This window comes from Paenibacillus sp. JJ-223 (genome assembly GCF_927798175.1).
In the GTDB taxonomy this organism is placed as follows: domain Bacteria; phylum Bacillota; class Bacilli; order Paenibacillales; family Paenibacillaceae; genus Paenibacillus; species Paenibacillus hubeiensis.
Map to the genome: position 1 here is coordinate 107,697 of NZ_CAKMMP010000020.1, position 22,609 is coordinate 130,305.

23 protein-coding genes are annotated in these 22,609 nt (G+C 47.3%); all 23 read right to left on the reverse strand.

What is annotated here, in order from left to right; translation table 11 throughout:
- Positions 1–2: 2 nt before the first annotated feature.
- Positions 3–1,070: a UDP-2,4-diacetamido-2,4,6-trideoxy-beta-L-altropyranose hydrolase gene (gene pseG, locus L6H98_RS27670; RefSeq protein ID WP_236420923.1), complete on the reverse strand. Its 1,068-nt coding sequence runs from the start codon at positions 1,068–1,070 to the stop codon at positions 3–5.
- Positions 1,071–1,072: 2 nt separating this feature from the next.
- Positions 1,073–1,804, reverse strand: coding sequence for a glycosyltransferase family protein (locus tag L6H98_RS27675; protein ID WP_236420924.1), 732 nt, complete (start codon positions 1,802–1,804; stop codon positions 1,073–1,075).
- A gap of 14 nt (positions 1,805–1,818) precedes the next feature.
- Entirely contained in the window at positions 1,819–2,814 is a 996-nt protein-coding gene (locus L6H98_RS27680) for an SDR family NAD(P)-dependent oxidoreductase (protein ID WP_236420925.1), read from the reverse strand.
- Positions 2,815–2,830: 16 nt separating this feature from the next.
- A complete protein-coding gene (locus L6H98_RS27685; protein ID WP_236420926.1) occupies positions 2,831–4,612 on the reverse strand; it encodes a 6-hydroxymethylpterin diphosphokinase MptE-like protein in 1,782 nt (593 codons plus the stop codon).
- Between the two features lie 279 nt (positions 4,613–4,891).
- Positions 4,892–5,236: a hypothetical protein gene (locus L6H98_RS27690; protein WP_236420927.1), complete on the reverse strand. Its 345-nt coding sequence runs from the start codon at positions 5,234–5,236 to the stop codon at positions 4,892–4,894.
- On the reverse strand, positions 5,236–5,619 hold the full coding sequence (gene fliS, locus L6H98_RS27695) for a flagellar export chaperone FliS (RefSeq protein WP_236420928.1): 384 nt from the start codon (positions 5,617–5,619) through the stop codon (positions 5,236–5,238). Before fliS ends, L6H98_RS27690 begins: the two co-directional genes overlap by 1 nt.
- A gap of 24 nt (positions 5,620–5,643) precedes the next feature.
- Positions 5,644–7,146, reverse strand: coding sequence for a flagellar filament capping protein FliD (fliD, locus tag L6H98_RS27700; protein WP_236420929.1), 1,503 nt, complete (start codon positions 7,144–7,146; stop codon positions 5,644–5,646).
- Positions 7,147–7,162: 16 nt separating this feature from the next.
- Positions 7,163–7,534, reverse strand: coding sequence for a flagellar protein FlaG (locus L6H98_RS27705; RefSeq protein WP_236420930.1), 372 nt, complete (start codon positions 7,532–7,534; stop codon positions 7,163–7,165).
- 156 nt (positions 7,535–7,690) lie between these two features.
- Positions 7,691–8,470, reverse strand: a complete 780-nt coding sequence (locus L6H98_RS27710) for a flagellin (RefSeq protein ID WP_236420931.1) — start codon at positions 8,468–8,470, stop codon at positions 7,691–7,693.
- A 173-nt stretch (positions 8,471–8,643) separates the two neighbouring features.
- Entirely contained in the window at positions 8,644–8,883 is a 240-nt protein-coding gene (gene csrA, locus L6H98_RS27715; RefSeq protein WP_236420932.1) for a carbon storage regulator CsrA, read from the reverse strand.
- Positions 8,883–9,281 carry a flagellar assembly protein FliW gene (locus L6H98_RS27720; RefSeq protein WP_236420933.1) on the reverse strand — a complete coding sequence of 133 codons (399 nt, stop codon included), beginning with the start codon at positions 9,279–9,281 and terminating at the stop codon, positions 8,883–8,885. Before L6H98_RS27720 ends, csrA begins: the two co-directional genes overlap by 1 nt.
- Before the next feature lie 114 nt (positions 9,282–9,395).
- Entirely contained in the window at positions 9,396–10,304 is a 909-nt protein-coding gene (gene flgL, locus L6H98_RS27725) for a flagellar hook-associated protein FlgL (protein ID WP_236420934.1), read from the reverse strand.
- A gap of 24 nt (positions 10,305–10,328) precedes the next feature.
- Positions 10,329–11,885 (reverse strand): flagellar hook-associated protein FlgK, encoded by a 1,557-nt coding sequence (flgK, locus tag L6H98_RS27730; protein WP_236420935.1) that lies wholly within the window; start codon positions 11,883–11,885, stop codon positions 10,329–10,331.
- Positions 11,886–11,901: 16 nt separating this feature from the next.
- Positions 11,902–12,402, reverse strand: coding sequence for a flagellar protein FlgN (locus tag L6H98_RS27735; RefSeq protein ID WP_236420936.1), 501 nt, complete (start codon positions 12,400–12,402; stop codon positions 11,902–11,904).
- 8 nt (positions 12,403–12,410) lie between these two features.
- Positions 12,411–12,698, reverse strand: coding sequence for a flagellar biosynthesis anti-sigma factor FlgM (flgM, locus tag L6H98_RS27740; RefSeq protein WP_236420937.1), 288 nt, complete (start codon positions 12,696–12,698; stop codon positions 12,411–12,413).
- A gap of 162 nt (positions 12,699–12,860) precedes the next feature.
- Positions 12,861–13,268, reverse strand: a complete 408-nt coding sequence (locus L6H98_RS27745) for a TIGR03826 family flagellar region protein (protein ID WP_236420938.1) — start codon at positions 13,266–13,268, stop codon at positions 12,861–12,863.
- Between the two features lie 202 nt (positions 13,269–13,470).
- A complete protein-coding gene (locus L6H98_RS27750) occupies positions 13,471–14,463 on the reverse strand; it encodes a ComF family protein (protein ID WP_236420939.1) in 993 nt (330 codons plus the stop codon).
- A 26-nt stretch (positions 14,464–14,489) separates the two neighbouring features.
- Positions 14,490–15,662, reverse strand: a complete 1,173-nt coding sequence (locus tag L6H98_RS27755; RefSeq protein WP_356724610.1) for a helicase-related protein — start codon at positions 15,660–15,662, stop codon at positions 14,490–14,492.
- Positions 15,556–16,200: a hypothetical protein gene (locus tag L6H98_RS31455; protein WP_356724613.1), complete on the reverse strand. Its 645-nt coding sequence runs from the start codon at positions 16,198–16,200 to the stop codon at positions 15,556–15,558. The genes L6H98_RS27755 and L6H98_RS31455 overlap by 107 nt, the downstream gene beginning before the upstream one ends.
- A gap of 608 nt (positions 16,201–16,808) precedes the next feature.
- Positions 16,809–17,189: a hypothetical protein gene (locus L6H98_RS27760; protein WP_236420940.1), complete on the reverse strand. Its 381-nt coding sequence runs from the start codon at positions 17,187–17,189 to the stop codon at positions 16,809–16,811.
- 267 nt (positions 17,190–17,456) lie between these two features.
- Positions 17,457–18,179, reverse strand: coding sequence for a response regulator transcription factor (locus tag L6H98_RS27765; RefSeq protein WP_236420949.1), 723 nt, complete (start codon positions 18,177–18,179; stop codon positions 17,457–17,459).
- Positions 18,180–18,183: 4 nt separating this feature from the next.
- Positions 18,184–19,344, reverse strand: coding sequence for a sensor histidine kinase (locus L6H98_RS27770; RefSeq protein ID WP_236420941.1), 1,161 nt, complete (start codon positions 19,342–19,344; stop codon positions 18,184–18,186).
- Between the two features lie 47 nt (positions 19,345–19,391).
- Positions 19,392–22,115 (reverse strand): stalk domain-containing protein, encoded by a 2,724-nt coding sequence (locus L6H98_RS27775; RefSeq protein WP_236420942.1) that lies wholly within the window; start codon positions 22,113–22,115, stop codon positions 19,392–19,394.
- Positions 22,116–22,609: the final 494 nt, after the last annotated feature.

Genomic DNA, 22,609 nt, shown 5'->3' on the forward strand with positions numbered 1-22,609 from the left:
TTTTACTTTGTGTCCCTTTCAAAAAGAATATTTGCCACTCTTGTAACTCCTAGACCATCAACAATAGAACGGGCTTTATTTTTTCTTTCTATAATTCCAAACTCTTCATTCAAAGTTCCCTCTATACATTCTAATAAACTAGTCTCTGTAATTTCACTTGATTTACCAAGATAATTATCAATGCCAATCCGTTCGCATTGTTTAGCTATGCTAACCTGATTCTCAGCAACCGTAACTATAAGTCCAGGTAACCCCATACAATATCTTTCCCAAGTTAAAGACCCCCCTGAACATATTGCTATGTCAGAATCACCCATTATGGCTGCGATAGATTTTGGTTGTACAAAAAGATTGAATTTTTCTATTTCATCACATTTTTTATCTATTAATTTAATATCAGTATTAGATTCTCCAACAACGATATTGACTATAAAATTTTTTCTCGTTGCCAGAGAACTTAGCACATTTACTACTTTCAATGTTTCGCTAGTAGGATCTGTCCCGCCAAAACACACGAAAATTCTTTCAACCTTGCTTTTGTACTCAAAGAAATCAATATTCTTTATTGTTTCTTTAAATTCGCTCCTAAGCAGTGCATATTTAGGGCCTAGCAGTTTAAGCGTATCGTTTTGCAAAAGACCATCATATTTAGTCTCATTACCTTCATGTAGATTGGTATCGATCAGCACGTCACAATCATGCTCTCTATTAGCCAAATCATCAATAATTATCGTTTTACGAAATAATGCCTTTACTTTTCTTTCCCAAACATGATCTATACAGTAATTATCTATAATGATCCAGTCATTTTCCACAGAGCCGAATTTATCGAATAATTGAGCAATAGTTTGTTCTGCATCTTCCTCAGATCCCGAAGGATACGTGGACACTAACTGTAACAAACGAAATCCTTTTTTCATTATCGATTCTTTCAGATACTCAGTGAGCTCTTTAAAAAGAAAAATAATACTTTCACTGTAGCGGGATAACTCCTCACACAAAGACAAGCATCGCATTAAGTGTCCAGTACCAATACTTTTCGAAGCATCAGCTCTTATAAAGATTCTCATTTTTATTCCAACACCTTTTTTTGCTCAACATGCATGTTTATATGATGCAATTCCGGTTTTTTTTCAATCAGGGATAGGATATTTTTCCAATAGTAAATTTGTTTGGATTCGTATAGCTCATGATATATTTTCTCTATTAAATGCCAATCCTCTATAGTATCAAGTGTCCAACGATATTTAGAATAGTCTACTGGATTAAGATAATCATAAATCTTAAAATCACCTCTATTATTATATATATATGGTGTAACATGCTCCCTAAAGGCTGGGGAAGAGGCATTGTAAAAGGCTTCTTCCAAAGATTTAAAAGAAAATATCTCAGCGTCCAGCCCTCGAGGGAAAGTTCTCTTGATAGTGTTGCTAACATAATCAAAATTCGTACTTTTGTAATGCGAAATCATGGATGACAGTATTTCACTATCGATTAGTGGACAATCCGACGTAACACGAATAACGGTATCAGCCTTATAAGAAGAGGCTGCTTTATAATATCGATCAAGGACATCATTCTCGTTGCCTCTAAACACATTAACGCCGATTGCTTTTGCTTCATTGACAATAACATCATCTAATGCTGACTCGGTTGTTGCTATTACAATTTCGTTTATGCCTTTTGTAGAAGTAATCCTGTCCACTACATGCCGAAGAATAGTTTTCCCATAAATCTTTCTCATCACTTTGCCAGGTAGACGAGTTGAGCCCATCCGAGCCTGAATAACTACAACGGCTGTCATTAATTTCACCCTTATCAGATTAAATTCTCTTGAATCAACCAATCTCTAATTACCGATTTATGAATTGGGTTTAAAGACGGACTATCAGAAAGCCCTCCAGAGCTTAATGATGGATTTACATTATGAACTGAAGGTATTATAAACATATTCAGGTCTTCTTCTGCGATCAATTTCTCTTCAAACGTCATTAACTCTTCATATCTCTTTTCGCCAGGTCGAAGCCCAATATTCCGTATTTCAACTTCTGAATCGATTCGATAACGTTTCGTTACCAAATCAATCATGACTTCTGCCAAGTCGCCTATACGGATGACCGGCATTTTCAGAACGAATACCTCCCCGCCCTGCGCTCTATTATTCGCCTGAAGTATGAGCTCTATCGCTTGAGATGGCGTCATCATGTATCGAAGCATATTAGAGTCCGTTACGGTTATTCTTCTGTTCTCCAAGATTTGCTTTTTGAATAGAGGAATAACAGAGCCTCTTGATCCCATGACGTTTCCAAACCTTACAGATGAAAAAATGGTTCCCTTTGAGCCTTTTTGAAATTCGGCAGCCGAAATCAATCTTTCGGCTGTAAGCTTGGTAGCCCCATACGTATTGGTTGGTGAAATCGCCTTATCCGTACTTGTGAACAGCACTTTGGTAACATCATTCTCTAAAGCCGCCTGTATCACATTTTGCGTGCCTATTACATTGGTCTGAACGGCTTCGAAGGGATTATATTCACACGAAGGGACATGCTTCATCGCAGCGAGATGAAATACATAGTCAATCCCCTCCATGGCTCTTGTCAAACGCTGCAGGTCTCTTACGTCACCGATCAGGTATCTAAGCCGATTTGCATCTTTTTGAAACTCAATGTTCATTTCATATTGCTTATGTTCATCCCTGCTGAAGATCCGGATCACTTGGGGCTCTTCCAATAATAACCTTCTTACAAGGTGATTTCCGATCGTCCCGCTTCCGCCAATAATGAGAATTTTTTTACCATAGTATTCGTTATACATCACTCATAACCGCCCTCTACATATTAATGGCATCAATTCTTCGGATAGACTCTTCGAAAACACTTTTCAGCATTGGAATTTTACTTTCGATTTGCTTAATCAAGGTTCCTAAATGTTTATGAATAAGGTCTGCTTTTCGAATCAAATTCTGCTCAATCGCTATCAATGGCTGATGCTGGTCAAAATGCGCAATCTCAAGTGGTAAAACAATCTCATAAATGGCTGAGAACCATTCTCTGTAAGCAATGTTAGCCCAGGCTTTTTCAATTTCTGCGATGAGTTGTTGACACTTGGCAGGTTTATTCCTGCTCAATTCCCGAATTGCACTCATTTTCTTCCCAAGTGCCGACATTTCATCTTTCATGATAACCAGATCATTCATTGTTGTATTGATTTTTTCTCTTACAAGATTGATCGAATCCTCATCAACCCAGCTTCTGCCGTTGAATAACCCAGCAACTTTATCCGCAGCAAACTCATGATTTCGAATCAGTTCATACACCTCTTCAATCGGCTTCCAAACGGTCCCCTCCAGAGAGACCCCATATCTCGTGGAATTAATGATTTCGATCCCAGGTAAAGCTTCAAACAATTTTTCAAGTGAATCTTTCATAAAAATAAAGCTATCGCTTGCTTGATTATAGGAACCTTGAACGTTCGGAACCTTATGAGGCGCTTTTTCTATCAAGGAGGCTATTTTTTCATCATCGATATGTTCAACCCCATCGGCATAAAACTGCCCTCCCGGGAAAGACAGGTCTTGGCCCATCATGATGATTCTTCTCGCTCCCATCCACACGGCAGCCTGAATCGCTGTTCCCGTAACCGTCGGAGTCGGCGACAGTGCTGTGTGAGCTTTATCTATCCCCATAAAATATTGGGATACCTCATCATTGCTCATTACAGCATGTATTTTATGATCCGTTTTTCGATCCGTAATTTCATAATAAGACGTAGACGCATATAATAGAGGTGCCTCCAGTGTTCTCGGATCCGAGAACACTTTTCCATTGATCGGACCACCATCCAACGTAACAGCAATGTGCGGCCGTATACCATGTTTAACAAGAGCTTGAATGCTTGAGCCGGCACTTAGTATAAGTGCATGAGGGTATAATCGATTAATCCATTCTATATCCGCCTTCAAAGAAGGGCCTGAAGCTACAACCACAGCCGTACTATTTGGAAAAACATTCTTTAAGCTTTCGATCGGAGTGGATGACAGCATATCGGCCATTTGGTAGAGTGCGTTACGAACCCAATCTTCCTTAAAAAATTGGTGGGTTTTCAGGTTCGAGTCATACGTCACTTGAAACTCCTCAAACTTGCTCTTGATCCCTCTCAAAACATCCATCTCCCGCTCCAAATAATAGCGAAGGGCCACAAAGGCAAGAGTCTGCTGCATATGGATAGCGGCCATATAGAAAACTGCATTTAATTGATCTTCCCCAATCCCTATATAATACAGATTCCGATGGTTGAGCAAATCCCTAAGGTCATAATTTACTAAAGTCTTATAAAATTGATGAATATCAGGCTCGTACACATACAACAGCCGGTCAGGGTACATCTCCAACAAATCGGCTATGGCCAAGCCTTGGGCAAACCCATATATGAAGATGCATTCCGTGCTTGCAACCGATTCGCGAACAGCCTGAAGCCATTCATGATCCTGTTCAACGCGTTCAATGTAAGTGAAGCTGTCTTCCTCAGGGTAAGTTTCGAACGAAGCGAATTTATGTGCAACATGAGAAAAACGTTCTTTCAGTACATTTAAATTTAACATTAAATTCGACAAATCAACATACCACCATTCTGGGCTTTATATTTCATTTATCGGTATACGCTGAATGGAAATGAACATTTCCCCAAAAATACTGAAATGAAGGAGAGACGCGCTCTCCCCCAATGTAAAGATAATGAAAACGCAACTTTCAACTCTATTCCGTTAACTTCGCCAGGTTCTAACTTCCCTTGTTTTCTCTTGCCCTGATCGTTACCAAAAAACACAAATGACCCATACGAAGAATGCTTTTCTCAAAGCGCTTTTCGTATGGGTCCAAGTTTTGTCGTGAAGTCATTTTCGCTGGTCAATAAACAGACCATCTATCATATACGTTTGATGATATGCATTTTGCTGTACACGAATTACTCCCTGTTTCTGCGTCCATTCCCCTGCTTCATCTTTCAGCTGATGCATCCGACGAAGGATGCTGCTATCAAAACCTAGGATGTCTTGAATAATTTCACGATGCTGATCATTAATTTCGGATCGAAGCAATTGAAGCTCCTTCATGATTTCTTCCCTTGTTTCGGTCATCCGTGTAAATTCATCATGATCCCATTGGTCCAGATGTTGAACCGCCTCTTCGGTAATCTCTTGCAGCTTCCCGAGTAAAATATCAACCTTGCCCGTACTCATCAAGCTCCACCAGAAATTCCGGAGATTTTACTCGCTTCCATCCAAGCTTCACGCAGTTCCAACAAGTGTTCCAATACTTCATTGGCTTTTGTTGCATCCTTGCGAACATTGGATTGAATCAAAAGGTGCAGCATATACTCATATATTGCTAATAGATCTTTGGATATGCTGTAATCAAAATTAAGGGAAGAAATTAGCTCGTTTACGATGGCCTGAGCCTTACAGAGATTATTGTTCGCTTTCTCGTGGTTACGTTCACTAATGCCTTCTATTCCAGCCCGGACGAATCGAATCGCCCCATCGTACAACATAATCAGCAATTTGGATTTTGACGCGGTCTGGGCTTGGGCTTGCTGATATTTCTGATAGGGTGAGTTGATCAATGTCTTCGTTCCTCCTTCTAAATCCTAGAAACCAGCCAGTGCCGATGATGTTGAATTATACCTGTTTATAGCTGTCTCCATAGCGGTGAATTTTTTATAATAGTTGGTTTCGATTCTGTTCAGTTTACTGGTCAGCTCGCCGATGCGACGGTTCAAAGCTGTAAGCTCTTCCCCCATGGTGCTATTGGCCATAAATGTTGAGGTCAGATCTTTGCTTACTTGGGAAGTACCAGCAGTCTCGGCCATCTGCTGCAAAGATACATTGGTGATTTTACGCATTTTTGCAAGCAAACCGTCCGATTGTTTATAGTCATTATCCGTAAAGGATGAACTATAATTGGTTGAGAAGAAATTGGTTACAATATCCGGATCTTTCTCCAGAGCTTCTTTAAGCTTGTCTGTATCCAGCTGCAATTTACCATTGGTCTGATACGTCCCCGTTGTAATCCCGAGTTCAGTCAGCATCAAAGGTTTTTTGACAGTTGATTTGGTACCATCGGCATTAGTGACCTCAACCGTTCTCCCGATATCCACGCCCTGCAGCATCGCTGTTCTCATATCCGATATGGTTCTCTGCAATATGCTGTCGTTTTTGAGCATGCCGCTTTTGGCTTTATCGGTCCAGAGCTTGGCTTCCTCATCACTCATTGCAGCTCGTTCTTCTGTAGACAATGGCGCATATTTTTTATAGCGTTCTTCACTAACTTTACTATTCAAGGAAGACAAAACATCATTGTAGGCATCTACGAAGCCTTGAACCGCCTCTACGACTTTATCTGTATCCTTGGAGACCACAATCCGGGAGGCTGTGCCGTTTGTTGGAGTTGTTTCATTGAGCGTTAATGCAACTCCATTGATATCAAAGGTGTTGGATGATTTAGTAACCGTAAGCCCATTGATGACAGCTTCGGCGTCTTGCCCCGGTTTTGATACTAGACCAAACGCACTGGTGATCCCGGGATCGATTTGCAAAGCGGTTGATCCCGTAGTTTTGCTTGTCAGGGACAAACCATTATTGGGATCATAAATAGCGGTTACTCCTGCAGTTTTATTGTTATTTACTTTAGCTACAAAAGCATCGATCGTATCTCCGGCATTCAGATCAATTTGGGCATTACCAATTTGGTACGTTCCTGTAGCAATGTTAAGCTCTCCAAGCGTTTTAGCCGATTTTTTTTCTGCCGTCCAGTTTCCTGAAACCTCGCTTGAGGCCGTCGCCAAGCGATTTACTTTCACTTCAAACACACCGCTCGCTGACGATGAGGCTACAGCAGTCACCGCCGTAGTATTTCCGGTAACAGTTGCTTTCTGGGCATTCATCACGGTGCTTGAACTTAGTTTTGTTATTTTGTCTTGAAGAAACGTGACCATCTTCGTGCTCACTTCTCTGTAACTTTCCCTCTTCCATTCCATAAGCTGTTTCTGTTGATTCAGTTTGTTGAGAGGTACGCTTTCTGCAGTCATCAACTTCTTGACCATTGCATCAATATCCAAACCTGAAGAAAAACCCGAAATTCTGGTAACCATTCGCTTCTCCTCCTCATTATATTTTTTTGTCTACGATGATTCCCGTGATCTCCATCATCTTCGCAACCACGTCCAAAATTTTTTCAGGCGGGATTTCACGAATCAGGTCCCCGGTTTCTTTATTCAAAACTTTGATTGTAATGGCATGAGTTTTATCATGAACAGATATTTCCAATGTTCTCTGGGGTCCCTGAATGGCCTCGATGGCTCTCTGCAATTCCCGAATAGATTGTTCCTGGGTTTGATGCAGCTTGGGTATGGTGGTTACGGGTGGGGGCTGCAAAGTTGAATCGACATCATTCGGATTGGAGGACGAATCGCTTTTTGGATAGGGCCTCATTGGTACAGGCAAGTTCCCGCTAATTCCGTTCGAAATACTCGAGTCCATACTTTTCCTCCATTTGGTTTAAAATAAAATATCCAGCTTCTTCCCATCGTTAACTTATATATCGGTAAAATTTCGCTATTCTTTATGAATTTCAAGAAATTTAATTAAAAAAAAGACCTCGCTTGTAGCGAGGCCTTTCCAAACATGTTTTCGAAATTAACGCAGCAAGGACAGAACGCCTTGTGGCGCAGAGTTTGCTTGAGCAAGCATGGATTGGGAAGCTTGCAGCAAGATGTTGTTTTTGGACAGGGCAACCATTTCTTTCGCCATGTCAGTATCACGAATACGGGACTCGGAAGCAGTCAAGTTCTCAACTGTTGTTCCCAAGTTGTTGGAAGTGTATTCGAGGCGGTTTTGCACCGCACCCAGGTTCGCACGTTGTGTAGCTACTTTTTCAATCGCTGCACTAATATCGGACAAAGCTGTTCCTGCACTCAGGTTCGAGAAGCCAGTTGTTACAACTTTGGCAATGTTAATTTTGAATTTAGCATCATCCGCTTGGATGGATACGTTTGAACCTGCAGCACCTTTGATTTTGATGCCGTTGAAGTTTGTGTTGGACATGATGGAATCGATTTGTTTACCAAGCTGTCTCAACTCGGCGTTGATGTTGGATTTATCTCCGGAGCCGTATGTTCCGTTTTCTTTCTGTACGTTCAGTTCTTTCATACGTCCCAGCATGGAGCTGACTTCGTTCATTGCGCCCTCTGCAGTTTGTGCAAAAGAGATCCCGTCTTGAACGTTACGTTGAGCTTGCTCCAAACCACGGATTTGACCGCGCATTTTTTCGGAAATCGAAAGACCTGCAGCGTCGTCAGCCGCGCGGTTGATACGCAGACCGGAAGACAATTTCTCCATGTTTTTGCTTGCGTTTGCACTGTTCAGACCCATGTTGCGGTGTGTATTCACTGCTTGAAGATTGTGGTTGATAATCATTTGATTTTCCTCCCTGAAATGGTAATATTCCCACATCCATGTGGTATAAGCGTCTTCACAGGTCGGCCGCCCCGAAGATTTCTCGCTCTACTATATATATCGACATCATGCCGTAACTTGTTTATAGCTTGGCAACAATTTTATACATATTTTTTTCAAATAGAAACGGTTTATTAAGAACCGCTATTCCCGCGATTCAGCTTTTTGACCTCATCCTTCAGTTTAGACAAATCCATGGCAGCGTCCTGATTGCTTTGCTGAATGGCATCAAGAATTTCTTTACGATAGATTTCGATGTCACGGGGCGCGGTTATTCCTATTTTTACATTTTCGCCATCTACCGAAATCACGTTAAGAATGATATTATCGGCAATTACAATCGATTCGCCTTTTTTCCTTGATAAGACCAGCATTAAACATCTCCTCCTTCTTCCTCTCTTTTCCACAGATAATGCTTTGTCCTGTAATCCGTATTTTGAAGAACAATCTGCTTGCCAAGCTTTTTCTCCCGATTGAATACCACAGGAGCCAATAAGTTAGCCGAAGATTTGGACATTTCGCTGTGAATCGTAATGATGCTGCGAACCATGACCTGGCCAGGATCGGTTATCGAAAGCTCATCCACGTTCTCGGGAGAAAGTTCAAACTCATAATCCACTTTAAAGTCGAAGGGATTAATTGTAATAAACGAGATCGCCGGATCGTCAACCGCGGTCAACAGGCTAAATACTTCGTCATGCTGCTGTATTTCAAAGGCTTTTAGTTCTTCAAAGCCAGGCAGACCTTTTGAAAAGGTATAAATCTCTTTCATTGTCGTTTCACTCACAAGTCTCACCTCAGGATTCATTTTTTAATCTGAATAAAAAAGCTATGGACCGTTCCATTGGCCATAGCTTAATTGTTTGTGCAACTATTGAACAGAAAATTAACGCATAAAGTCCATCAAAGAAGGCTGCATGATTTGGGCAGAAGATTTTAGCGAAGCCTGGTATATCGTCTGCGCTGAGGTAGCCTGAATCATCAAACTTGCTACATCCGCATCCTCTGTTTTCGACTGCAGCGTAGTAAAATTCAAATTTTGATCCGTCAAGCGATTTTGAACCAACTCAACGCGATTGGACCGTGCCCCTACTTCGGACAAACTTGCCTGCATTTTAGAAGATCTCGATTCGATATTTTTCAGTTCTTGCTGTACTGCGGTTTTGCTTCCGCTATTCAAAGCAGATGAAAGATTATCGAGAATTCTGAAAACATTGTCACCGTCCGTTTTGCTGCCAAAAAATTCAGAACCGGAAGTGTTGATCTGGAAGGTTACCTGCTGACTAATGGAATAAATAACGCCTTTAGTATCCGTTTCTACGTCGGCATAATCGGTTACAGTGGGGGAAAGCTGATAAGGAGCCTGGTCGTACATCTGCCCATTAAAAATGTATTTCCCCCTGATCTGGGTATTGCCGATATCAACCAGATGCTGCTTTAGTTCATCAACTTCGAGATTAACAGCCTGCAGATCCGAATCGGACAACGTCCCATTAGACCCCTGAACAGCCAACTCTTTCAATCTTTTCATGACGTCCAATGCCTGCTGCATGTTGGAATCCGTCGCGTCCAGCCAGCTTACGGCCGCATCGGTATTGGACTGATACTGTTCATTGGCAGCCAATTCGGCTCTATAACGAAGTGCATAGGTTACGCCCACCGGATCATCGGAAGGTTTATTGATTTTTCGACCCGTGGCGATCTGATTGGACATGTTGTCCATGCGGTAAAGATTCCGATTCAGGTTGCTGAGCATTTGAGTACTCATCATGCCGGAAGTTACACGAATAGCCATTTACCTTTTACCCCTTTCTAGACATTAACGACCGACTACACCGGTACTGTTAATGAGTTTGTTCAGCAGCTCGTCATAGGTTGTCATGAATCGGGCGGAAGCACTATAGGCATGCTGGAATTTAATGAGATTGCTCATCTCCTCATCAAGTGAAACCCCGCTCACCGACTGGCGATTCAAATCAACCTGCTCCGTCAACAGCTGCGCGTTCTGTGCCTGACGCTCGGATTCCTGTTTTTGGACCCCCAATTGTCCGACGATCGCTCCGAAATAATCATCTGAGGTTGTTGGTCTGGACCCGCCAAAATCAAACTTGGCATCCTTCAGCTGCGACAAAATTAAAGCCAGGCCGTTATTGCCCAGAACTACGCTTTCATTGGCACCTGTTCCGGTCGTTCGCATGGAAGTTGCGATCTTGTTGGGATCGTTCTGGATGTCGGTATTCAATGTAATGTTACCGGCAGTGATCGTTCCGGAACCGTCCTTGGTCGCAAAAAAATCACCACCAGCCGTAGGCGTCGACCCGCTCAGCGTGTAACCAAGGTGGTGCAAGCCGTTAATCCCTTGAACCGTCACTGTCAGGTCCGATGCTAACGTTCGGTTGTTGTTTGCATCCGAATACGTAATATTGTTGAACACCGTTCCATTTGGAAGTACGCTGCCTGCAGGAATCGTAATTTCAATATCTCCTGTGGCGAGCGTGTTAGCCAATTTGTTCATCTGGTTGCGATAATCGGCCACATGTACGTCACGGGCATAAATCATGCCGTACACTTCACCGCCACCAAGCGTCCCTGCCTGATAGGAGTTTTCGAGAATCGCGGATGTGACAGGTACAACTGTATTCCCCGTTACCGCAACTTGGCCAGCTACGGTAACCTGGTAACCACTATCCAATTCGGCGACGTTAACACCGACGATTTTGGACAGCTGATCCACGGCATAGTCCCGCTGGTCGCGCAAATCATTGGCATTATCCCCAAGTTGCTCTACCCTCATAATGTTGTTGTTCAGATCCGCTATGCTTTGCAGATACGAGTTAATCTCAGTCGTTTTAAGTTCAACATTATTGGTAAGGTCGTTCGTCAATGCATCCAACTGTAAACTGATCTGATTAAGGCCGTCAGTCAGCGCAAGAGTCGTTTCCTTGACGATCTTCCGGTTCGTTACGTCCTGAGGATCTTGGCTAAGATCGGACCATGCGCTCCAGAAGTTATTGAGGACCGTACGAATCCCCGTTTCAGACGGCTCATTCATGATGGTCTCCAGCTTCTCCAGCGTGCTGTTTCGCACCGTCCAACCGCCAAGTGCCGTGTTCTCGTTCCGATACTGTGCATCTAGGAAACCCTCTCTGACACGTCTGATGGAATTAAATTCTACACCTGTTCCGAGCTGCCCCGGAGCCGACGTACGTAAAAATTGAATGGGATCGATGGGATCCGCTGCCGTCATGTTTACAACCTGGCGCGAGTATCCCGGTGTATTGGCATTGGAAATATTGTGCCCTGTCGTATTCAGGGCAGCCGTCTGCGTAATGATACCGCGTTTGGCAGTTTCAATTGAATGGAATGTTGAAACCATCTGTTAATCCTCCATTTTAAGCCCTTGTATCAAACATTCCGGAGCGTGTCATACCATAGCTTTTCTCCGAAGGGTTCTGATATGTGGCATCAGATTCAGAATGAAACGACATTGTCTCGATAACAAAATCAAGATATGAGAGCGATTGCTGAATAAGCTGCTGATTTGCCTCGTTTAGATGTTTTACTTTCTGTAGAACATCCGTTAAAGAAGATTGGACCTGGTGTAGCAGTCTTTTTTCCTCCGGGTCAAAGACAAGCCTGGACAACTCGCTGATCGTCAGGTTTAGTCTGGACTTAATTCCCCGTCCTTCCAAAAAGCGATGGACCTGCTCAAGCCTCTCGGCCTCGATTTGCTCAATTCGCTTAACCAGTTTCGATTCATGATGAGTCAATTGAATCAACACATCCACTTTATTGGAAATAATGGCCTGCTGCTTCATCTCTCCCAATTCCAACATTTCCACATGTGAAGCCTCCAGTTGCCGCAAAACACCTATGATCGGTTCGATCAGCATAGTTCCTCCTAATTATTAGGGAAGTTCTTGAAGTAAGGCAGCAGCTTATCGGCAAGCCTGTTGCTGTCTACCTGATACGTCCCCGAGCTTATTTGTTCCTTAAGCTCCTGAATCCGCTGCGCACGCGCCGGATCCTGTGTACGGCCTTGTTCCTCAAGCATTTTCATCGCCTCCGGAGAAATGGATACTTCATCCTTACGGCGGCTTTTTTTGGCGTCAGCCTGCTGCTGATTGGATTCAACGTTCCTCTGATATGAATTGATTGCACCAATTCGACTCGGTTCATTGATTTTCATTCCGAACTACACTTCCTTCCACCACAGGATTTTTTCATTATCTTGCATCTGTATGTTCTTAAACTCGATTGGGATAATTAAAAAAACCGATAATCTTTAATAAGTTTATCGGTACGAAATAAAGCAATTGTTATAGTAAAAACGGTATTTAAGCCCTCATTCCTACGAATCCCGTAGTTTGTCGACGGTTCTGTAGGTTCGCCCGCCTAGGTCGTCGTTCTCCTTCTGACCTACTTCCCGTGCGGCTCCGGCCAAGTCCTTGGTCAAACGCGCACGGCAAGAGTCACACATATGCCCTTCCCTAATAAGGTTTCCGCATACTTCACAAGGATACATCAGATTAGGGGCATTTTCGATGGAGATTCTCCCCTCACGAATGAACTTTGTAATCTGTTTGATGGAAACATCCGTAGCGTCGGACAATTCCTGTATGTTAGCGCCTTTGTTTTCCCGCAAATACTCGGCGCATGTTTGGTACTCCAATTCGATCTCCTTGATGCAGTTGGAACATACGTCCCTGAAATTCAAGGCGTACAATCTGCCGCAGCGAGGACAATTACCCAAATTCATTCCTCTATCGCCCCTCTCAAGCTTCCTCTTTCCGTATATCGATGTATCTATTACATTACCTTATTTTTTGTCGTGAAGCCATAGGACATTTTACAAAAAAGAGAGAAACAGAATGCATACATGCGCAAGCTGTTTCTCTTGTTGGATTACTAAGTTAACATTTTAATCATTAAAATGGTAGACCATTCACTTGAGTTTTATATTACGATCTTGCCAACGTGAGTGTATACACCTCTGTCAAAATGCCGGCTTCCCGCGCAGCCTTCAGGATGACTTCGCTGCAAGCATCAAGCGTGCTTCCTGTTGTATAGATATCGTCCACCAGCAGCAAGCGGAGCGGCGTTTGTGAAGGTATGGGATCTTCAGAACGCTGGCGGCGCCCTAAATCGGCCAACAGCTGCATCGCATCCGGCTGCAGGGCAAAGGCATGCTGCATCGTCTCGATCCGCTCCGCGCGAGACTTGAAGCTCTGTTTGGCGGTGTTGACCGGGCGGCTGAGCAGGTCAACGAGCGGCATGCGGTGCGCGGCGGCAAGGCCTGCCGCCAGCCGCTCCGCCTGGTTGAAGCCGCGCTCGGCGAGGCGTTCCCCGCTGACCGGAACATAGGTCACGGCATCCGGCCGCCATGGCGGCAACGGTTTGCGCAGCAGCGACCCGGGTCTTCGGGTCGCTGCCGAGAGGTGGACGCCCGCGGCCATGGACGCGGGCGGGACAGGTGGATGGGGAGCGTCATCCACCCGCAACCGTGCAGAAGCGGCAGGTTGTGCCGCCAAAGCGGGGATCTCTTTTGCCACAGCCGCATTCATCTCCTCGCTCATCGCCCGGAAAGCTTGTACCACCATGGCCGTCAGAAGCGGGCCGTACCGCCCATGCCCCCGGAATTTGTACATGCCGATCCATTCCTTCATCAAGGCATTGTATTGCACGGCACTGCGGTTGCAGACAAACGAGCGCTCCCGCATATGCGGGCGAAGGCAATCGGGGCAGCCGATGCCCCGGCCGCAGCGCAAACAGCGGATCGAACGAATCCACGGTATTTGCTGTGCGCAGCGGAAGCAGATGCCGGGATAATCCGCCGACAACCTCGCTCTGGTGCCGCACGTCAGACAGGTCTCTCCCGGTGGAGCGAGCAATTGATGCAGCAGGCGAACGAGCTTGCGCAGTTGGCCGGATACTCCTTCGAACCCATTGAACATGATGGCTGAGTACCTCCGTTTACGATTTATTGGGATTCCGGCGTGTTCAAATACCCTTTGCGGCGGGCGATCGCGTTCATTTTGCGGATTTGAGCCACGGCTTTGACCTGGGAGCGCGTCCGTTTGGGAGAAGCAAACACGACCTTGCCTGCCGGATCGTCCAGCGAGCGCCCTGCCCGGCCGGCCATTTGTACCAATGACGCCTCATCGAACAGGCCATTGTCTGCATCCAAAATGAATACGTCGCTCCGCGGAATGGTCACGCCGCGCTCCAAAATGGTCGTTGTGACGAGCAGCCGGATGTCGCGTTCCCGAAAGGCGACGACTTTGCCGCCCCGTTCGGCGTCCTGGGAAGAGGTGCCCTCGACCCGCACATGCGGAAAGCGGCGGCGAAGCAGAGACACAAACGGTTCGATCTGCACAATGCGCGTCACGAAAACGAAAACTTGCGCGCCGCGTTTAAGGGAGATCCGGATTTGGTTTTGCAGGGAAGCCGGAAGATCGCGTTTGCGAATGCACTCCGCCACGGCGGGTAACTTCAGCAGTAATGGCACCGGCAGCGGATGGCGATGAAAACGTACCGGTACTCGGGCGTGCTCCAGTTTGCCCCAAGCCACCTCTCTTTGCATGCCGGCAGGCGGCGTAGCCGATAAGTAGACAAAGTGTCCTCCTGGTTTGCAGGACGCCGCCGCGGCATGTGCGAGCATAGGATCTCCGTGATATGGAAACGCATCGAGCTCATCAATCACAACCAGGTCAAACGCCTGGTAAAACCGCATGAGCTGGTGAGTGGTGGCAAGGGTCAGCTGTGCGTCTTTCCAACGCTCGGCGCTGCCGCCATACAGCGTGGCGAGCGAAGCGTGTGGGAACGCTTTGGCGATCCGTGGCGCCAGTTCGAGCACGACGTCCCTACGCGGTGTTGCCACGAGCGCTCTCCCTCCTCGCTCCACGACATGCTGCAGGAGCGGGAAAATCATTTCGGTCTTGCCGGCCCCGGTCACGGCCCAGAGCAAGAACCGCCCCGGCCGGCCTCCTGCGGGCGGCCGGCCCAAAAACGCCAGCGCCGCGGCAGCCGCCTCGCTCTGCGCTGCGCTAAGCCCCCACCGGGCGAGCCCGCCCCCGGTGGCACCACCGGCCGTGCATGGCACGGCGCGCGCTTCGCGCGCAGGGCAGCCACGCGGCACGGCGGCGCGTGGCAAGCTCCAGGGCGGCAGCGAGCTGCAGCCGCCCGTGCAGGTGCGCGAGCTGCGCAGCCGCGCGCCAGGCAGAGGCCAGCGGCGGGACGGTGTCCGCCAGCAGCGCCTCTGCCTCGGCCGCCAGCAGTTGGCGGCCGCGAAACCGCTCGGCCAGCAGGGCAGCATCCTGCCCAAGCTGAGCCCAGGCGGTGGCGGGATAAGACTCCGGCATCCCGTCCGCCCCCTCTGCCGCCCAGAAACTCGCCGGGCGGCCTCTACAGGCTTCGCGTTCGCCCAAAGCCTCCTCATACTGCAGCAGTCTGCGCCGCATATACTGCTGCCAATGCTTTCTTTCCCACTGGTCCATGCCCCGCTCCGCTTCGAATCCGTTCACCAGCCAAGAAGCTTGACTCATCGCGAGCGCGCCATCCAGCAAAACCCACCGCAACGCCGCCTTCCCGCCCCTGTCTTCCACCCACCAGGCCGCATCGACCCGAATATCCAGCGACAGCTTCATGACCCATCCTTCGTCTAAACGGACGACATATAGCGCAACTTTCATACTCTCTCTCCTCCCTGTAGCACTCGAATCTCCCCAAACGGGAACCAAAAAAAAGCACATACCGCCCGACAAAATGTCGGGAGCATGTGCTTCATGTCCACTGGATAATCTATTTTTGATTAGCTTGTCCTCTAAATATATCGTGTATATTCGTTTTCCACAAGAACCATTCGTTCATCAACTTGATGTAAGGCCAGCCTTTTGCACATGCGTCGTGGAGTCCCCTTCAGGAATCGTCTCAATAACCAAAGAATTCCCAGACTCCATCCACACTCCGTCCATTTCTAAGCGAAAGTGTTCACCTCGTCCGTTCTCATTTCTCGATGTGTCAACTTGGGAAAAGTTTCTCGAAACACGCGAAACTTTTCCCCGTTCGCTTCGTCTATACTTTTAAATTAAGAATTCCAGGTACGAACAAGTGACGTATGTGCTCTCCTCACCTATGAACCAATATACAACCATAGATTGCAAAAAAATCCATTATAACTTTAATAGCAGAATTGACTACAATGACAAAAAAAGACTACAGCTGCATGCTGTAATCTTCGCTTGTGGATTTATGGCATCCATACGTGGGTTTTGCCCACATGACGACGTAATCCAATCATTCACTGCGCAGGATCACGGAGGTCAATCAGGCGATACGCTGAGCTCCCTTGTTGTTTGGACAAATCCAAATCTGCCGGAACAGCCGGCAACACCGACAGCTCCATCCCCTGCCTCAACATCAGTTTCTCTATAATGCGAACCGTCTCCGCTTCCCTGCGTTCAGCAATGACTGTCATCGTAAAGCTCTTTCCACGATAAAACAGCTCCCGGCAAAGCGTCCGTACAATACCTTCGATCCGTTGTACCTGATTGGAAGGAATGAGCACGATTTGCTCGATGCCTTCGGATTGCGGATGGGACAGATGACGGTGATGCATGACATGAACCGCCATTGCCGCCAGGAAGTAGATGAGCAGAATCATAGTCAGATGAGCAACCATGGCAACTGCACCTCCTCGAAAGGTCATGTTCACCCGTGGCGAACATCCCTGTATACGACAGTATATGCCGCACTTTCGAAAGGGTTACACTTGCTGCAGGTTTATCGCCTTGCTCTGAACATTCGTTCTGCACGTCCCTGCACTTTGTTCATTTGCAGGATTAAAGTCCATTAACCCGCATACCGGTTCAACATTTTGAACAGGCGCGAGTGATCCATAATCCGTATATGATTTCGTTGGCTGCAATTCCCCTTGCTCCTTCGGCCATTACAGCGTAACCCAGCCATACTTAATAGAGTTGATAACAGCCTGTGTACGGTCATCCACTTCCATTTTTTGCAGAATGCTGCTGACATGGTTTTTCACCGTTTTTTCGCTGATGAACAAGAACTCCCCGATCATTTTGTTGCTCTTGCCTTCAGCCATCAGGCGCAGTACCTCAGCCTCGCGACGCGTCAGCGGATTGTTGTCGCCTGCAACGAACTTCACGCCCGCCTCCTTCGACACCCCTTCGCTCATGGCTCCCGTCTCATTCAAATATGTCATGCGGCGCAGCTGCATGATCAGCTTGCCGGTGACCTTCGGATGAATGAACGCATGCCCTTCATGCACGGAACGAATCGCATTGATCAGAGATTCGGCCTCCATGTCTTTCAGCAAATATCCGTTCGCGCCTTTGCGCAACGTCTCGAACACGTAACTCTCGTCATCGTGAATGGACAAAATGATGACTTTGACGTCCGGGAACAGCTCGCGCAATTTCTCGGTCGCCTCTACCCCGTTCTCCACCGGCATATTGATGTCCATCAATACGATATCCGGTTTGTCCTGATTGCAGAACTCAAGCACCTGGATGCCGTCGCCGCATTCGCCGATGACCTCAATGTCGTCCTCCATATTCAAAATGCGTTTCAGTCCTTCGCGGAACAGCTGATGATCATCAGCGAGCAGAACCTTAATCGGTGCGTTTCCAGTATCACGGTTTTCCATCATGCTACTCCTTTCCCTTATCCACGTTTGTCGGAATATGAATCACGATTTTGGTTCCCTGATTCTCCGCGGATTCAATTTCTATTCTGCCTTCCAGTAGCTCAACCCGCTCTTTCATCCCAATCAAACCGAAATGGTTGTGCTCCTTGCTCTTCTTGGCGAGAAGCTCCGGTTTAAACCCAAGCCCATTGTCTTGAACGACAATTTTGACGAGCTGAGCCTGGTATGTAATTTCCACTACAACATAAGTGGGATAAGCATGCTTTGCGGCATTGGACAATCCCTCCTGCACGAGGCGGTAAATGGCTGCCTCCATTGCAGAAGACAAGCGATGTTCCTTTCCCCTTGTTTCAAAAAGCGCGCGGATTTTCGTTTTTTCCTCAAAATCCTGCACGTATTTCCGAAGCGTGGGAATCAGACCAAGATCATCCAGTGCCATAGGACGCAAATTGAATATCACTTTTCTCATCTCTTCAAGACTTGAGCGGACCTGGCCTTTCAAGTCTACTATTTCGGCCTGGACCATCTTAAAATCCTGCTTGGTGAGCATTCTTTCTACAATTTCCGTCCTAAGCACTAGATTGGCAAGCATCTGCGCAGGGCCGTCATGAATCTCGCGGGCAATGCGTTTTCGCTCTTCTTCCTGGGCCAAAATGATTTTCAAGCCGATCATTTGTCGGTTTTTGGCGGACTCAATGATGCGTGTCACTTGACCTAGTTCGCCAGACAGGTACTCCAGCACAACCCCCATCTGAGAACCGATCGTCTCGGCACGCTCCACAGAAGCCTCCACGTTTTTGGCGCGCTTCTGCAGATCGTCCCGACGAGCCTTCAGATACATTTCCTTCTCACGGTAAATCATCAAATCCAGCTGCAGCTGCGTGGCCTTCTCGTAGGCCTGCTTGATATCATGCTCGGAATAACGGACGAAGTCGCGGCTGACCTCGGTCAAACGAATGCGGGAGCGGCGGTAGTTCAACTCCAATTGATCGACCTTTTCGATCGTTTCCGCCGCTTCCTTCAGCACGGACTTCAGCTCATCGTTGAGCGTCTTCAGCTCCTCGCGCGTGGAGTCCATAATTTCGAACATCTGATATTTGCTGTTTTCCATGACTTGTATGGCGTTTTTGATGACGCGATCTATGGCATCGGCTTGTAAATCCACGTTAATTCGACTCCATTTCTATCGTTTCCGGTATATATCATACCATATCACGATGAGATGGTAACGGTCTTCGTGTTCTGTTCCCATTTTACGGTCAATCCAAGCTGCTCGGATACGAGTCGAAGAGGGACTAAAGTCCTACCTCCACTTACGTAAGGCGCAACCGCTGCACTCTGTCGTTTTCCGTTCAAAACGAATTCTTTCTGCCCGACCACAAGGTCGATCAATTTTCCGCCGCGGATCACGGTAATGCGCTGGTTTTTGCTATCCCAGCCCGCCTGACCGCCAAAAGCGTCGAGCACATGTTTGATCGGTACGTAGGTTGTGCCGTTTTTCAGCACGGGTGCGGCATCAATCGTTTTTTTCGTGCCGTTTACCGTCATTGATTTTTGCCCCAGCACCAGGGATGCCGTGCCTGTCGGCAAACCGACCTCGCTCGATTTGGATGGCATCGTAAACGCGATGTTATCGAAGGCAACCGTTCCTGTTTTTGCACGTTCATCCTGCCCCTCTTCCACGTTTACGACATAGACGCGTTTCAGTTTGGCCGGATAAGCGATATTCAGGCCGTTCAGATCAACGTTTACCGTTTTCCAACCGGTCCAATCAATCGCTTTGGCGATATCCGCGTATACCGTATTGCCGTTTGCATCGGTGAACTCGGCACGCATCCAGTTCAGACTCTTGTCGCCCATAACGTCCATCGACATGGATGTGGCTGCAGCGGATATTTCTTTGCCCGTCGTACCGTTAAGCTGTGCGTATGCATACATTTTGCCGGTTCCAGCCGTCATGTCATAGCTTAATTGCAGCACTTTGGAACCTGCTTTGTCCCCCGTTCCCGCCGCTACCGTCGCAGAACCGGTCACTCCTGCCGCATTGGTCGTGAAACTGATCGGGTAATTCACGTTCTCGAAATTTTCCCATATCGTTTGGCTGTCTGCCGCCGTAAGCACAACTACCGTGCTGAACCCGTCATACCGCCCGATGGCATATCCGACCTGTGCTCCGGAATCCACGGAAGATACCGTAAGCTGGTCCCCGGACACTTTGCCTTTGAAGCCGATGAATTCCCATTTCAGCGAATCCGCCGGAACCGTTACGCTTTGTCCGTCCTTCGTTTTGGCCGTTACCGGAATCGAAACGGTTGCGTCGGCTTTCAGCGAGCCCATGCCCGATCCTGCCGTCAGCGAAGCCAGCTCGCTGCTGCCCAGCACCGTCACTTTAACCGAGGAAGAAACGCCGTTGCTTGTGGCCGTCAATGTCGCCGTACCCGGCTTCACGCCTTTGACCGCGCCATTGCTTACGCTCACGATGCCGTTGTTGCTGGATTTCCAGGACAGGGTAACGTTGCCCATATCAATCGGGTTGTAGTAGGTGTCATATCCTTTGGAGGTATACTTCCCTTCCTGGCCGACCAAAAGCGTTTTGGCACCACTGATCGCAAAGCCCTTCAGCTTGCCTTCCGGCGCTGTAGAGAACACACCCAGGGAATTCACGACTTGACGCTGCTCCGTGCCATATTCCGTATTAAAGGTCAGGCTGGCCGTTTCCTCTCCAAGTGGCCGGGTTACCATCGTCGTTGAACCGCCGCCGTCCAGATTCATTCCTTTCCAGACGCCGATGTTGGTCATGAACGACTGGAGCTCCGTTAACGACATGCCGCTGCTGTTGCTGTTTTTCTCCGCGGCCACGATGTAAACATAACGTCCGTCCTGAGAGTAACCGACCGCCGTTCTCGCCCGAATGCCTCCAATGCCGGAAGCTGCGATATCACGCGAAAAAGACGCCGCCTTCCCACCGTTAACCAGAATGGTATGACCGCCGATCATCGTTTGCAAATCGGATGGGTCGACCGTCTGTCCCGTTATTTTGGTCTTCAGCTTGTAATCCGTTCCCAGCTTCTGGCCAACAGCCAGATGGTTCATGATCCACGCCGCAGCCGTGCCATGTGCACGCAGAATGTACCCATCTTCAGGAACGGTCATATTGAGGGCAGCCTTATCCGAAATTTGGGTAATAACCCCGTTCTGCACTAGCACTTCGGTTGGCGTGGTCGAAGGATCGTTTGGACGTTTGGTTGAAGTCCAGGCCGGTGTATAAATATACATGGAGTTGGCATGGCTGTATTTGACGGAATCCGTTTCCACCGTATAATCTTCCTTATTAATACCACGAAGCGGGAACGTTGAACCATCATCCGCCGTTACAATGCCTTCAAAGGAATATTCGTCGATCATCGGTTTGCCGTCCTTGGTCACCGTGAGGGCATACATGCCCGAAAGCTCCGAAGGCGTCGACACGATTACGCCATCAGACACCTGTCCGCCAATCGGCGCGAGTTCGCCCGAGACGTTGAAATAATCGCCGTTCACGGCAGCTACCGCTTCGTTTTCCTTGGCCATGCCGCCCGTGCTTTGTTTGCTGTTCAGATTGCCGCCTTTGCCGGTCATGACATCCAGCTTCACGTATGGATTTTGCAAATCCACCTGCACGACATCAGCCAGCACATTCACCTTTTGTCCTGAACGCGTCGTAGTATATTGATATTTGATCAGTTTTGCGCCTGATGTCAGAATTTCCTCGCTAAGCTTGCTTGTGTTCGTTGCCGCCGCGGCAGCCACCGACCGCCACGAAGTGCCGGACCATACCTGCGATCCCGCGCCCAATACGGGAGTAATCCAGATCACGCCTGCGAGCGTGACGATCATCCATTTTTTCGTTCTGCTGCCCTTCACGTCTTTCCGTAGTTTCCCGTGTTTCCCCAGCATGTTTGAAACGACTCTCCCATCTTGTATATCAAACTTAGGCATTCCTGATCCGGCTGCCGAAAGGCAGCCAAATGATCGGATTCCTAGCATACTCTACTAGTAATAGACTGCTTTGGGCCCGAAAAGTTACGCAAGCTGCTAGAATTGTCCGGCTAGATCGTGGTATTCGTTTCCTGTTTGCGTTGAGGGTTACTCTCTCATTTTGCAAAAAAAAGACTTCAGTTGCGCCTTTTCTTTGCGCACATCTGAAGTCTGATAAATTGTGGATTCATTATGAATGTTTAATCTATATAAGTTGAACCGATGATTTTTACACGGAGTCACTACGTGGTCAGAACCATCTTCCGATCACTGTTATCCCCAGATTTTTTTGATCCCCTTTGTTCAAAGGGAAAATCCGGTGAAGCTTATGCTTCCGATGCAGCTTTCTTTCAGAAAGCTTTTAGACCGCTTCGCTTCTCCAGATTCTTTCTGCCCTCTCCGTTATCGTGTAA